Source organism: Pseudoalteromonas sp. PS5, from assembly GCF_004103255.1.
GTDB lineage: Bacteria > Pseudomonadota > Gammaproteobacteria > Enterobacterales > Alteromonadaceae > Pseudoalteromonas > Pseudoalteromonas peptidolytica.
The window spans coordinates 18,020-33,245 of sequence record NZ_RCSQ01000174.1 but is presented as its reverse complement, the minus strand read 5'-3'; the positions used below and the strand labels follow the sequence as shown (position 1 = coordinate 33,245).

At 41.9% G+C, this 15,226-nt stretch carries 10 protein-coding genes; 1 reads left to right on the top strand and 9 read right to left on the bottom strand.

Annotated elements, in window-relative coordinates; translation table 11 throughout:
* Window positions 1–210: 210 nt before the first annotated feature.
* From D9603_RS18965 to D9603_RS18935, 8 genes are read right to left on the bottom strand one after another with little or no spacing between them, the layout of a single operon-like run.
* The gene (locus tag D9603_RS18965; protein WP_128732476.1) at window positions 211–1,749 is read right to left on the bottom strand and encodes a glycogen/starch synthase; all 1,539 of its coding nucleotides are present in this window, start codon (window positions 1,747–1,749) and stop codon (window positions 211–213) included.
* 16 nt (window positions 1,750–1,765) lie between these two features.
* Window positions 1,766–3,040, bottom strand: a complete 1,275-nt coding sequence (glgC, locus tag D9603_RS18960) for a glucose-1-phosphate adenylyltransferase (protein ID WP_128732475.1) — start codon at window positions 3,038–3,040, stop codon at window positions 1,766–1,768.
* A gap of 32 nt (window positions 3,041–3,072) precedes the next feature.
* Complete coding sequence (locus D9603_RS18955) at window positions 3,073–5,556, bottom strand: glycogen/starch/alpha-glucan phosphorylase (protein WP_128732474.1); 2,484 nt, start codon at window positions 5,554–5,556, stop codon at window positions 3,073–3,075.
* Between the two features lies 1 nt (window position 5,557).
* Window positions 5,558–7,600 carry a glycogen debranching protein GlgX gene (gene glgX, locus D9603_RS18950; RefSeq protein ID WP_128732473.1) on the bottom strand — a complete coding sequence of 681 codons (2,043 nt, stop codon included), beginning with the start codon at window positions 7,598–7,600 and terminating at the stop codon, window positions 5,558–5,560.
* The gene (gene glgB / locus D9603_RS18945) at window positions 7,594–9,831 is read right to left on the bottom strand and encodes a 1,4-alpha-glucan branching protein GlgB (RefSeq protein ID WP_128732472.1); all 2,238 of its coding nucleotides are present in this window, start codon (window positions 9,829–9,831) and stop codon (window positions 7,594–7,596) included. Before glgB ends, glgX begins: the two co-directional genes overlap by 7 nt.
* A complete protein-coding gene (locus D9603_RS22310) occupies window positions 9,832–10,248 on the bottom strand; it encodes a 4-alpha-glucanotransferase (RefSeq protein WP_277750230.1) in 417 nt (138 codons plus the stop codon).
* Entirely contained in the window at window positions 10,238–11,812 is a 1,575-nt protein-coding gene (locus D9603_RS18940; RefSeq protein WP_277750229.1) for a 4-alpha-glucanotransferase, read from the bottom strand. Before D9603_RS18940 ends, D9603_RS22310 begins: the two co-directional genes overlap by 11 nt.
* An 8-nt stretch (window positions 11,813–11,820) precedes the next feature.
* On the bottom strand, window positions 11,821–12,120 hold the full coding sequence (locus tag D9603_RS18935) for an isoamylase early set domain-containing protein (RefSeq protein WP_125253163.1): 300 nt from the start codon (window positions 12,118–12,120) through the stop codon (window positions 11,821–11,823).
* Window positions 12,121–12,665: 545 nt separating this feature from the next.
* Here D9603_RS18935 and D9603_RS18930 point away from each other — a divergent pair.
* Window positions 12,666–14,567 carry an EAL domain-containing protein gene (locus tag D9603_RS18930; RefSeq protein ID WP_128732471.1) on the top strand — a complete coding sequence of 634 codons (1,902 nt, stop codon included), beginning with the start codon at window positions 12,666–12,668 and terminating at the stop codon, window positions 14,565–14,567.
* A 69-nt stretch (window positions 14,568–14,636) separates the two neighbouring features.
* Here D9603_RS18930 and D9603_RS18925 read toward each other — a convergent pair whose 3' ends face one another.
* Window positions 14,637–15,065, bottom strand: coding sequence for an Lrp/AsnC family transcriptional regulator (locus D9603_RS18925; protein WP_125253165.1), 429 nt, complete (start codon window positions 15,063–15,065; stop codon window positions 14,637–14,639).
* Between the last annotated feature and the right edge of the window lie 161 nt (window positions 15,066–15,226).

The following is a 15,226-nucleotide window of genomic DNA, read 5'->3' as shown; positions in this document are numbered from 1 at the left end:
AATTAAGCAAATTGGTATTAATCACTTAAAATACCTAAGCTAAAAAAGTGTAACATCTGGCTAGCCAAAGGTTATTTCTTGATACAAGGCGAATTTGTGTGTCAAAAGCGAGTCTGTTGCATACAAATTTAACACAATAGTAAGGGATAACCGCTGCTAGAGAACCAGTTATTATCCCGAGTTTAGGTCAATTAATACAGCCAGCGTCGTTTATCGATACAGTTGCTCTGTGTATTTTTGGGCTACACTATACCAGTCAAACCGCTGTAGTTTAGCCTGCTGGCAAAGCGCTTGGTATTTGATTTGATTGTTACACAGATCGGCTAATGCAAGTTCAAAAATCGCGATAAGCTGTCGACCTTGCTCTGCAAGTGTATCACCTTCAAAGCAATATCCTGTTTCGTTATGCTTTACCGTATCAGCAAGTCCACCTACCTTGTGAACGATACAAGGCTGCCCAGCTCGCATCGCAAGCATTTGACTTATTCCACATGGTTCAAATGAGCTAGGCATTAAAAAGAGGTCGCCAAGTAAATAAAGTAGCTCACCCAACTCTTTGCCGTAACCATTCAAAAATAGTACGTTACCGTGCCTTGCCATTATTTCAGTGAACAATTGTTCTAAGGCAGGATCCCCAGAACCCACGATAATAATTCTAGCACCGCTTCGACCAGTCAACTCAGCAATATTATCCAAAACAATCCCAGCGTGAGTCGGCTGCCTTAAAATAAGCGCTTTTTGATCTGTGAGTCTACCGACACTTGTGATCACTTTTCCTTCAAATGGCTCGCCAAGCCAAGCTTGTATCCGCTGGTGAGCAATGTAAAACCGAGACAGTACCTGATTAGACTTAGCCATCCATTGAAATACGTGTAATTCAGCAAGTTTCAAGTAATCTATAAGATTGGTTTGGCAGTGTGTCTCTGCGTCTTCAGTATACACACACCCGTTCAAGATGCCTGCCAACCGCCCTTCGTGACAAGCATGCTGCATATCTCCCTCCAAGCCCTCACCACCAAAAAAGCCTAGTTCAGGGTGGCTTGGAAGCATCACTTCTTTTGCATAATTGGGAGAGACGACGTGGACTCTATCAGTGAGATTAATGGCCGCTCGCATCGGATTAAAGCAATGAGGATATTTTGGGTCGCAAATACTAAGGCCATCATAAGTCAGTGTTGGAAACCAAGACTCTAAGCTCGAAAAGTCATGATTGAAAGGTCGTATACCTTGAAGCGCGAGGTTGTGTACTGTGTATACCGTTTTTAGCTGCTTTAGGCGTTTAAATCTCGGACTAAATCGACGCAACACCGCAACCACAGCGGCATGCCAATCATGTAGGTGCACAACATCTATGTCTGCAATTAATTCATGCTCTATAAGCTCAGCCACCGCCGCACTAAAAAATGCGAAACGGTTTGCATCAGTCGCAAATGGTTGATGAGTATCATTACAATAAATTGCTCCATGGTGCTCACTAAATAAAGAATGTGAGACCACATATTGAGTAACGCCGTCAGATTTTTCCACAGACCAAAGTGTTGCTGTTTCTAAATGTTGACGGAATGGCACTGCAATATCTGCTACAAAGTGTCGATTTAACGCAATTTGTCCGTAATCAGGCGTTACAACTGATACTTTAATACCAAGCTCCGCAAGTGCATAGGGAATATCACGGATAACATCAGCCACCCCGCCAACTTTACAATTTGGCAACCGATCATTCTCGGCTGCCACAAGAATTACATGCATAATACCTCTACATGGACTATTGATTATGTTTTTTTGGTAGCTCAGCCAACATGTCTCGGGTAACTAGCACTATCCCTTTATTCGACACTCTGAAGCCATTCGCTTTATCTTGCTCGTTATCATGACCTATAGTCATACCCTCTGGTATCTGGCAACTCCTATCTATAATGGCATTTTTAATACGACAATTCCGCCCTATTTTTACACCAGGCAACACAACTGCGCCTTCAATTTCGCAATAGGAATGTACATGCACATTTGAGAACAGTAGGGATTTTTTTACTTTAGAACCTGAAATGATACAACCACCAGAGACCGTTGAATCAACTGCCATACCACGTCTATCATCATCATCAAAAATGAATTTAGCTGGCGGTAGCTGTTCTTGATATGTCCAAATAGGCCATTGCGGATCGTACAAATCGAGCTGAGGCTCTGGTGAAACTAATTCCATATTCGCTTCCCAAAACGAATCTAGCGTACCTACATCGCGCCAATAAGGTTGGCCGCCGTATGACGGATCGCTAAAGGGATAAGCAAACACATTGTGTTCTTCTATAATAGCCGGAATAATATCATGGCCAAAGTCACGACCTGATCCCTCACGTTCTGCATCTTTTTTTAATTGCTCAAATAAGAACTCAGTATTGAAAACATAATTTCCCATCGAGGCTAGACACACACCAGGCTTGCCCGGAATAGAGGTTGGGTCAACTGGTTTTTCATCGAAACGACGTACCCGATTACTCTCATCGACCGTCATTACACCAAACGTTTTTGCCGCTTCTTCACAAGGCACTTCAATACAACATACGGTCATATCAGCCCCTGTTTCTACGTGTTTTGCAAGCAGTCCACCGTAATCCATTCTATAGACATGATCACCGGATAAGATCATCACGTATTTGGGGAGCTCGTGACGAATAATATCCATATTTTGAAATACTGCGTCTGCGGTGCCGCAGTACCACTCATCACCATATCGTTGTGATGCTGGTAATATCTCTACAGATTCTCCCAGCTCTTTTTTAAAGTGGCCCCATGCGCGATTAACATGACGGATAAGCGAGTGTGATTTATATTGCGTGGCAATCCCCACTCGTCTGATCCCTGAGTTAATACAGTTAGACAGTGGAAAATCAATAATTCGATGCTTACCGCCAAAGTATACTGCGGGTTTTGCTCTCCAAGTGGTGAGCTCATGAAGGCGCGAACCTCGTCCACCCGCAAGTATTAAAGCATATGTTTCTCGAGTGAGGGTACTAATATAACGATTCGCATAATTAGGCATTATTTGTTCTCTCCATAACTTTGTTGCGCTGACTACTGCATCGGACTCAATCGCCAAATATCATCGCTGTATTCTTGAATTGTTCTATCACTGGAAAATTTTCCACTCGCTGCTGTATTGAGAATACTCATACGCAGCCAGTGTTCCTTGTCTTTATATGCTTGAGCCGCATGTTCTTGACTTTCAACATAAGAAGGAAAGTCTTGAGCGACTAACCATGGGTCGCTGCTACTTTTTATTGAGTTGATAATGTCATCGAAAATATTAGGCTCAAAAAGATTGAAATGGCCGCTTTCCAATAGTGTCATCACGCGGTTTAAATCTTGATTACTTTCTATGATTTTTAACGGTTGGTAATGTAGTCTGGCCTGCTGAGCTTCTTCTGCTGTCAAGCCAAATAAGTAAAAATTATCGGCACCGACACAGTCTCTAATTTCTATATTAGCGCCATCAAGAGTGCCAATTGTCACAGCACCATTCATCATAAATTTCATGTTTCCGGTGCCTGAAGCTTCCTTGCCTGCGGTTGATATCTGCTCCGATAAATCAGTTGCAGGACATATTACTTCCATCTTTGAAACGTTGTAATTTGGTAAAAATGCAACGCGAAGATAAGGCTTAGCTGCGGGATCATTATTAATAACGCTTGCAACATTATTGATGAGTTTAATGATCTTTTTAGCCATGTAATAACCTGGCGCTGCTTTACCGCCAAATAAAACACAACGGGGAACCAACCCAGAAACTTCCCCTCTGCAAACTCGATCATATAGGTGGATCACATGAAGGATATTTAATAACTGACGTTTGTATTCGTGTATCCTTTTTACTTGGACATCAAACATCATGTCAGGATCAAACTCTACGCTACACTCTTGTTTTACCAGCTCAGTTAAGCGGCGCTTATTTTGCTGCTTCACCGCCAACCATTGTTGTTGGAAAGCGTGATTATCATAAAATCGACGCAGCTCGCTGATTTTTGAAAAGTCTGCTTGCCAGCCATCTCCGATTTTCTCTGAAATAAGCGCTGCAAGTTGTGGATTACAATGTGACAACCAACGTCTTGGTGTTACCCCATTCGTTTTGTTGTTGAACTTTTCTGGGCATAGTTGATAAAAGTCATTGAATAAGCCAGCTTTTAATAACTCGGTATGTAAAGCTGCAACTCCGTTTACCGAATAACTACCAACAATTGCAAGGTATGCCATACGAATTTGAGGATGTTCTGACTCTTCGATGAGCGACAACGCGCGCTGCTTCTCTATATCTCCTGGCCACTTTAATGCGACTTCGGAGAGGAAACGAGCGTTTATCTCATAAATAATTTCTAATAGCCTAGGTAGTAAACGTTGAAAAAGACTGACCGACCAACGCTCCAAAGCCTCTGGCAGTAGAGTATGGTTGGTGTAGGCCATCGTTGAGGTCGTAATTTTCCATGCTTCATCCCACTCCAGCTCATAGTCATCCAGCAAAATACGCATCAGTTCAGCAACCGCGACACTAGGATGTGTGTCATTAAGTTGGAACACATGAAAGTCAGCAAAGTCCTTAAAATCATCTCCATATTGTTCAACCCATGTAGCAATAACATCTTGTAAACTTGCGCTGGATAAAAAGTATTGCTGCCTTAGTCTAAGCTCTTTACCGTTTTCACTGGCGTCATTAGGGTAAAGCACCATAGTGATCTGTTCAGCTTGGTTTTTTTTAGCAACCGCTTCTGAATAACTCCCGGCATTAAACTCGGTTAAATCAAACTCATCCGTCGCTTCAGACTTCCAAAGTCGTAAGGTATTTACAACACCATTTCGATACCCAGGCACAGGTACGTCGTACGGAACGGCCAAGACATCTTGCGTATCAAGCCATTCGTGGTGTTGCCTACCCTGCTTATCAGTATGTACCTCAACATGTCCAAAAAACTTCACTCGCCTTGCTTGCTCAGGCGCTGCCAGCTCCCATGGATGACCTTCTCGGAGCCAGTTATCAGGCTGTTCAACCTGATGACCTTGCTCACAGGTTTGATTAAACATACCAAACTCATAGCGTAAACCGTAACCAATAACAGGAAGCGCAAGTGAGGCACAACTATCTAAAAAACACGCTGCTAAACGTCCTAAGCCACCATTACCTAAGCCTGCATCATGCTCTGCCTCTGCTACTTCTTCAAGTTCAGTGCAGTACTCTTGTAGCGCCGACTGCACTTGTTCATGAAGGTCAAGATTAATCACTGCATTTGACAACGCTCGGCCCATCAAAAACTCTAAAGAGAGATAGGCAGCTTTTCGAGTTTTCTGACTTTTAATGTGTTCTTTGGTCGCTCGGCAACGAGCAACTAATCGGTCGCGGATCGTCAGTGCCAAAGCGTGATACAGGTACAAACGGGATTCCCCGACTTTGTCACGCCCCAAGGTATAATAAAAATGACGCGTTAAATCGTCGGTTAAGGTGTCTTCATCTATCTTTGGTGCATCTTGCCAATGTTTCACAACGCAAACTGGTGCACTTTTATTAGCCATGCTATTCATCCCCTTTGATTGATGTAAATATCCATGCTGACTTAGCCGGAACCTGTAAATATGAGTCAATATCTGTTTTGTGTACCTCGACAGCCGTTGTGATCGCTAGTTTCCAATTAGAGGAAAAAGCACTTTGTGGCAATTTGATATTTATTGTGTTGTCACTTGCGTTCAAAATAATCAGTAAACTTTGGCCTAATTGCTGATCTGTAATGGTGTAACTTAGCCATTTTCGACTCGGCTCACGCCACTGCTCTGGGGAAAGCGGTTTGGCTTCTTCATTAAACCAATTAACCGCAAACCGGCTGTCGCTGTTATGCACATAAAACAAGTAAGAAAAGGCCGCAAACTGTTTGCGTATTGCCAATAAGTCTTGAATGAAGAAAGTAAGCGGATGATGCTGTTGATGATTTTTCCATGCTAACCAACTCGTACAATTGTCTTGGCAATAAGCATTATTATTACCATTTTGCGAGTGTGCCATTTCGGTGCCAGCACAAATCATCGGAACGCCTTTAGATAAAAACAATGTTAGAAGCGCATTTTTTTGCATACAAAGTCTAAGTTCATTAACTTTAGGATCTGCACTGAACCCCTCAACACCACAGTTAAATGAATAGTTTTCACTATGGCCATCTAGATTAGCTTCACCATTGGCTTCGTTATGTTTTTGTTCGTAGGCCGTCCAGTCAAACAGTGAAAAGCCGTCATGACTGGTAATAAAATTAATAGAGTTCAACGGTCCCCGTAGATTATGTTCAAATACATCACTTGAACCGTGGATCCGCATTGCCAGCTCAGGAAGCACTCCCTCATCCCCACGCCAGAAGCGCCTGACAGTATCTCTAAATTTATCATTCCACTCTCGCCAAGGTGCTGGAAATTGCCCTAGTTGGTAACCCCCAGGTCCAATATCCCAAGGCTCTGCAATTAATTTCACCTTACTCAGAATAGGATCTTGATTAAGCGCTTGCAAAAAAGCATGCTGATTAGAAAAGCCAGAGGTTTGACGCGCTAGGATCGTCGCCAAATCAAATCTAAAACCATCTACTCCCATATATTCAACCCAATATCGCAAGCTGTCTAATACCAGTTTCAATACGACGGGGTTTGAAATATTAAGGGTATTTCCACATCCAGTGTCATTTATATAAACATTTGGTTTATTTGGTAAGGTGCTGTAATAGGTGAGATTATCAAACCCTTTAAAGCTAATCGTAGGTCCATCTATGCCGCCTTCGGCTGTGTGATTAAAGACCACATCTAAAATCACCTCTATTCCAGCCTGATGCAGTCGCTCGACCATTAACTTAAATTCATTAATATCATCACTGACAAGGTAACTTTTGTGTGGAGTAAAAAAGCTAAGCGTATTGTAACCCCAGTAATTTTTTAATCCCTTAGTAGTCAAAAACTGTTCGTTAATAAAGGCATGCACTGGCAAGAGCTGCACAGCTGTCACACCAATATGCTTCAGATGATCAATAAATACAGGTTCGGCAAGGCCCAGATATTTACCTTGCAGCTTAGCAGGTACCTCAGGATGGCGTACCGTGGCTCCTTTTACATGACACTCATATATTACGGTTTTACTCCAAGGTGTGTTTGGGCGCACCCCTACATACTTTTCGGTCGCTACGACTTTGCTTTTTGGCATGTCACATGCGTTGTCTGATGGATTCAAATGCCCCACAGGCAGGTGGCAAAAATGTCGCTCACTCCATGTAAACTCACCAAAAAAATCTTTGCAATATGGGTCTAGTAAAAGTTTATTGACGTTGAATAATAAACCTTTCTCTGCACGATAATCGCCATCAACCCGGTATCCATATAAATCACCTGCTTTTGCCCCTTCGATAAATAGCGACCAATTTCCCCCTTCGTGGCGAAACATGGGCAAACGATTGACTTCACTATGCCCGCTTTTATCAAACAAACACAATGTCACTTTTGCCGCTTTTGGCGCATAAACACAAAAGTTAACGCCTTTGCCCGTAACAGTTGCGCCAAGCGTATAAGGGTGGCCACGATAGCTTATTAGCATGTGCCACCAGAGATCAGCTGTAAATAAATAGTCGCCAGCGGCGGGATGGTTATATCAATACTTTGACTAAGTCCGTGGCTTTCAATCTCTTTCGACTCTATCAATTGTTGCTTATGTGCAACAATACCAACGCCACTGCCCCAAAATTCCGTGTCATCAGTGTTTAAAATCACTTGATAAACGCCAGAAGCCGGTACGCCTAAACGGAAATGAAAATGTGTCTGGGGGGTGAAATTTGCCACTACGACAAGTGGGGTCAAGCCATCGTTTCCATAACGGATAAAACTAAAGATACTTTGTTCAGCATTTCCACCATCTATCCAATTGAATCCAGTGGACTTAGTATCACACTCGAACAATTGAGGCGTTGCCTTGTAGGTTTCATTTAGTGATTTGATACATTTATAGATACCGCGATGCGCTTCACTCTCTAACAAATGCCAATTTAATTGCTGGTTGTGGTTCCACTCCTCACGCGGTGCCAACTCAGATCCCATAAATAGCAGCTTTTTGCCAGGGTGTGCGAACATAAACCCATAATAAGCCCTTAAGTTAGCAAATTGCTGCCAATCATCCCCTGGCATTTTGCTCAATAACGCACCTTTCCCGTGAACGACTTCGTCGTGGCTTAATGGTAAAATATAATTTTCAGAGTAAGCATAGACCATGGAAAAGGTCATTTCATGATGGTGGTATTTGCGGTGAATAGGGTCTTTTGACATATAATTCAGGGTGTCGTTCATCCACCCCATATTCCATTTATAGCCAAAACCCAATCCATCATGTTCGACACTACGCGTTACCCCAGGCCAAGCTGTAGATTCCTCAGCTACCATCATGATCCCATCATTTTCACCGTAACATTGAGTGTTTACTGACTTTAAACATTCAATCGCACCCAAGTTTTCACGTCCACCATATTGGTTAGGGATCCACTCGCCTTGCTTTCTGCTGTAATCCAAGTACAACATCGATGCCACGGCATCGACACGCAAACCATCAATGCCGTATTCCTTGATCCAGTACATCGCGTTAGATAATAAGAAGCTTTTTACTTCTGCGCGGTCATAATTAAAAATGTATGTGTTCCAATCAGGATGGAATCCCTGTCTTTTGTCAGCATGTTCATATAGGTGCGTGCCATCAAATTTATGCAAGCCGTGAGGGTCGGAAGGAAAATGTCCAGGAACCCAATCTATTAACAACCCCAACTCAGCTTGATGACAACATTCAACAAAGTATGCAAAATCTTCTACTCCTCCAAACCGACTGGTGGGTGAGAACAAGCCAACAGGTTGATAACCCCAAGAGCCATCAAAAGGATATTCGCTGATTGGCATCAATTGCAGATGTGTGAATCCCAAAGACTTCACATAAGGGATTAAGTCATCTCCAAGTTCACGGTACGTTAAATAGCGATTACCTTCTTGTTCTCGGCGCTTCCAAGACCCAAGATGTACCTCGTATATACTAATTGGTGCATCAATCCTATTGCGAGATGCTTTTTCTATTTGCTCAGGTTGAGTCACCACTGCTGTTGGCTTTGATTGCGTAATACTTGCAGTCCCTGGCGCTTGCTCCATTTTGAATGCAAGTGGATCTGCCTTTTCAATTCGCTCTCCATCAAATGTTGTAATAGCAAACTTATAGCAACGGTCGACATTCAGTTGAGGTATAAAAAGTTCCCATACGCCACTGGCAGGGTGCAATCTCATTGGATGTTGAGTGTTGTTCCAATGGTTAAAGTCACCGATCACCGAAACAGATAATGCGTTTGGTGCCCAAACGCTAAAGCGAAACCCTTCAACACCATCCACTGTAAGTTGATGTGCGCCGAGGTGCAGATAGGCTTGCGCCTGTGTACCTTCATTAAATAAATACAAAGCTTCATCTGATAAGGTGCTCGCAAACGAATATACATCTCTACCGGTTACTGTCTGATTTGGATAAACAACTTCTAACTGATATTCTTGATTGGCAAAATTTTTGTCTAAAACCGATGAAAATAGAGCGCTTTGACGAAATTGCGTTAGCGGATACCTACTATGTTTTGTAAGTACAAATACCTCTTGCGCCCCTGGAATGTAGCATCGTACCACCGACTGATTATCATTAAATTGATGTAGCCCTAAAAAAGCAAACGGATCACGACATTTACCTGCCGCCAGCGCGGTAACTTGGCAATCATAATGAGGCATTTGAGCGTCTTCTAAATTTGGTCTTGTATTCATCTATAAATTCCTGCTTGTGACAGCGTCGCGGATCAGCATTTGGGATTTTGCGATAATCTCTGTTGATGTTTGAGTTAACTGCCGCCTCCAGTTTGGATATTCCTTATCGGTACCGGGGATATTTACTGGTAGCCGCTGACAGTCGAGATCATCCAATTGTAGCGTCAACATTTTTGCCGGTGACTGAGCTAGCACCTTTATTAACGCCGGATAAACTAAAGCAGCCTCGCTTTTTAGGTCTATACCTCGCACACCATGAAGACTCAACCAACGACAAAGCTTGTCTCGCTCCGTCTCCCTTTGTACATTTGCAACTGAGGTTTGCTGCTCATCGAGTAGCTGATATTGCTTTTTGAGCCGCAAATCATCGTGCTCCCACCAGCCAAAAAAAGGTGGTACGTCATGATTAGCAACCATTAACAAAGCATTTTTTTTTATAATGTTCAACGGCAAGAAACTGATCATCATGATCTTTTTCAAAATAAAATAGAATATTGCTGTATATGTGGGACTCTGCCATTGCTAACTTAATTTCCGTTGGCACCACTCCCAAATCTTCTCCGATCACCATGACTTTGTGTAGCGCCGACTCTATCTTCAATATTGCGAGTAAGTATTCAAAAGGATAATAAACGTAACAGCCACTCTGAGACTCCCCACTTACAAAGCACCACCATAAGCGTCTTAACCCCATCACATGATCAATCCGTAGCCCCCCGACTCCGCTGATATTTGCTCTAATCAGCTGTTTAAAAAACTCGAACCGTTCAACTTTTAACTTGACAGGGTTAAGCGCTGGCAGGCCCCAATTTTGTCCCTGCTCAGCCCATGGATCTGGCGGCGCTCCAACTCTCGCATGTTCGGCATAGAGTGACCGATTACTCTCATATTCACTCGAGCCGTCAGCACAACCAACGGCTAAATCATTAATAAGCCCTATTGCCATACCGTGTTCTAGTGCCACTAGCTGACAATGTGCCAACTGCTCAAACGCTACCCACTGTAAAAACCTGGCGAACTCATCGTCAGTAAACCCACTCAACTCTTCTTTTTTGCGCTGACAAAACTGTTTAAAATCAGCATCCCAGTCATTGCGTTGATTTTGTAAGTACTGCCATAAGCTATGCAGCTTAGCTAATTTGTCGTTCATACAACGAGACATATCAAGGTAACTGTGATTACGGTCACTTTTATCGATATTACTTTGCTTAAAAAACACGCTTTTATCTACATTGAATCGCTCACATAACAACTCAATAGATATATAAAAAGGGTGAAGTAAGCGCCTATCATTTGGGCTATATGGGCTTGCCTTTTCTGGTTGTTCGACAAACAGTAGGTGGAGTGGGTTCAATAAAATGTAATCAACTCCCTCGCCAGCTGCCAAAACAATCAGCTCTTTCAACTCAAAAAAATCAGCGCTTAGTTTTGAGTTTTCAGGTTTAAGCGAATAAAGTTGTACAGAGATCCCAAGTAACTTTTTATTATCCGAGATGGGATCGTAGCAATGCTCGGGAGTAACCCAAAACTCAGTTTCGTAGCATTGTCCATTTATAGTTACTTTGGCTTGATGATAACCAACAACAACTGGAGCAATAGCGACTGACAATGCTACATAACGCGTTCCTTGATAAACGTAGTCACCCACTTCTGACAGGTTGTTGCACTCACAAACAAAATGATAATTTAATGCAGGAATAGAGATAGTAAGCTCAGATAAGCTACTACACGCTTCAAGTCTCAACGTTAACTTAGGCTGGGCTTCTTTTGTTAACGTAATAGCTTCGATAGGTGTTAGCCATTTTGCAATATCCAAAGCAAAATTAAGTGCATTTACTTCATCAATATCATCTGTATTTACACCACATTCTTTGAGGGCTGACAAGCGAGTCTGGTGATCAAAGATAACATGATCACCTGTATATTTATGATATTCATAACCAATACCATATAAATATAAAAGCTGAGCAATATGGTCCATTTATTGTCTTAAGCCCTGCAAGTGGATACAACGCTGTTGTCTTCCCCAAATCCATTTGGCACGTAATCATCCGCTTGATGATCGTTATCCCAGACCTCGCCATCAATCAAATATCTAAAATGGTAATCTTTGTCGGTTGGTAAACGGTGTTTAAGTTTAAAAGCACACTCTTTTTTAACAAACTTCATTGGCTCAGGTTGCCAGCCATTAAAATCCCCGACCAGCGCTACAGTTTTAGCTTGTGGGTGTGAAAATGAAAATGTAACTTCTGCTTCGTCTTTTGTTTTAAAAAACCGTTTGGTGAGCATATAACCCCCATTTACCTTGTGTGAGTCCATATTTCACAGTGACGTACGCTAATACTGCAAACGACTGGTAACTGTGTACGATTTATTTTGGGTATTTTTTAAGAACCCAGCTATCTGACACTGTACTAACACAGCACCATCAAGCCTGCTCTATCAATCACGAACCTCAAGTACAGCAAACAAATATTGAGTTTGTATGACAGTACTAATTTGGTGCGCTTTTGCACCACTTTGTCGCAACCTAAATCTGACAAGTCGTAATTTCAGGTTGCTATGAGATCCTTGCAATCGCTGAGCCAATTACGTTAAAAGTTAAGATGAAAGCTAGTTAAGAACCGTTCTCATGTAAAGTGAATTTAACTAATAATTGATCAAGCGCATATAAAGTCACGACCAATATGAGATTTTTGGTACTTTTGCACGATGAAGTTTGCAACTGAATGCTAAAATGTGTAAAAAACTATCTTACAGACCAAATCATTATCGCCTACCATGTCATCTTAGCTTGATAACGTGAGTAGCGAATTTTTAAGGAAAGCCTATTCATGACACGTGCTATAAGACTAACAAGTACCCTAGTTTTAGGCGCGTTATTTGTTGTCATATTGCTTCATCTATCGTTTAAAGCGCACGTTTTTGAATTACTATCTACTGGTTTTGCGGTTAGTTCATTAGAAAACTCAGTGGCATCACCTTGGTATGCCTTTTTATTACATGGAATACATTTTAGTAGCAGCGAAAGTGACCTATTTGTGGTGATTGACCTTGCAGCTGATACACGCAAATTTATTGACGTCAACTTAGTATGGTATGACGTATTTACTTCCCCCATCACACTGACGGCTTTAGCGACCTTACTCACGATTATTTTTTATTTACTGAAGGCAGAATGTCGATACCGCAATCAAGATAGAGACGTGGACAAGATAAACAATGATGTACACAATATCCTGACTCGCCTTGAAGTTGACAGTGCACCGCTTCATCACAAGTCACCTCTTGCTGGGTTAAGTCACTCTATTCATGATTTATCTAGTCACCTGGCGAGGGTTAAACGTCATTCCGAGTCGCAAATTTTTCAAGATAAGCTCACCAAATTAATTGACCGCCATGCCTACATTGACCATATCGAGGTAAAATTAAAACAAGCAGAACTCAATCAAGCAAAATGCGGCCTGCTATTTATTGACTTAGATGGCTTTAAACAAGTGAATGACTCTTTCGGTCACAGTTTTGGAGATGAAATTCTTATTCAAGTTGCACTACGACTATCAAAAGTAGTTCGTCAGTTTGGACTTGAAGACACCCACCCAATCTATGGACTTGAACAAAACTTATCACGCCTAGGGGGCGATGAGTTTTCGATTTTTATTCCCACACTTCCTAACCCTAATTTATGTACTGAAATCGCACAGTCTATCTTGTGCGATATAGAGCGTGACTTTTTACTTGGCAATAAATTGGTAAAAATTGGCGCAAGTATTGGTATCGCGGTTTATCCCGACAGTGCAGCAACGCCAAACTCGCTGTTGCAAATGGCCGATGTAGCTATGTACCGTGCAAAATCAGACGGTCGCGGCATATTTAAAGTCTATTCACCTGAAATGGGCTCTAAAATGCGGCGCTATCATTACCTGCTTGAAGAACTGAGACTAGCCATTGCAGCACAAAGCTTTTATCTCTCATTCCAGCCTATCGTACATGTTGAAGATTGCGCGATTGATTATTTTGAAGCGCTGATCCGCTGGAACCATCCAATAGAGGGGCTTATCCCCCCAGCTGAATTTATTCCTATTGCTGAAGAGTCTAATTTAATCCTAGAGCTTGGCGACTGGATCTTGCTTGAGTCATGCAGGCAAATGTCTGCTTGGCATAATGCAGGTATGAAGAAGGTAAAAATTTCGGTCAATGTCTCGGGTATTCAGCTTAAACATCGGAAAATTTTTGAATGGGTCAATACGGCACTGGAAAAAACTGGGCTACCTGCAAGTGCATTGATGCTAGAAATTACCGAATCAACGCTGATCAAAGCCAGCAATGAAACAATTTCTCAGCTACAGCAATGCAGAGATGCAGGAATAAGCGTTGCTATTGACGATTTTGGTACTGGTTTTAGCTCTTTGAGCACACTCGCTGACCTTCCTATCGATGTAATCAAAATCGACAAGCTATTTATCACTCAAGCAAATAGCAATCCGAAATATCGTAAAATATTAAATTCGATCAGTGAACTTGGACAGCAATTAGAGCTGAAAGTTGTCGCCGAGGGAGTTGAGCAAATTGAGCAATTTGAGTTAGTTAAAGACCTTGGGATCAGTTGTGTACAAGGCTACTTAGTCAGCAGACCAGAAAGCTCCAACAACGTTGGTAGCAAAGTGCTCAATGGCAATGTAAATCACATCGCAGCTACGGGCACGAGTATTTGGTTGCCAGAACACGTAGGGTGATCCCCTCGCCTTACGTTGAAAAATAGATACAGTCTTATAAAACTCACTTCACGTTATCCATGAATTGTTCTAACGCTTAAATTTTGTTTCTAAGATAACTGACGAATTAGTACGCTCTATTCCTTCCAAATTACCGATTTCGTCAAGTAGATGACTCAGCTGCTCCAAACTCTGCGCTTCAACAATGGCAATCAAGTCATATTCTCCACTTATAGCATAAAGTGCTGAAACATTTGGTAACTGTTGTAATGCCAAGTTTGCTTTTGCGGTGAGCTTTTGCTTTACCTTTATTGCAACATGGGCAGACACAAGGTCATCGATATATTGTTCAGCAAATTCGACTCGATAGCCCTTGATCACTCCATTTTGTTCTAATTTCGCAATACGGTTCTGTACTGTCGTTCTAGAAATATCGAGTTTTCGTGCTAACTCTGAGATGCTCTCCCGTGCATTATTTCGCAACAGTGCAATGAGCTTTTCGTCTTGTAAACTTATCATTTTGCAATTTAACCATGTCAATTTGATATAAATAATAGCAAATATGTGAATTATTGCACTGCAAATTATTATAAAAGCGCGTAATAATGAGGAAATAGCAAGTTGGCTGTGAGCAGAACATCAAATAAACAATTTTTGCTCAACAGAAATAACGCACAATG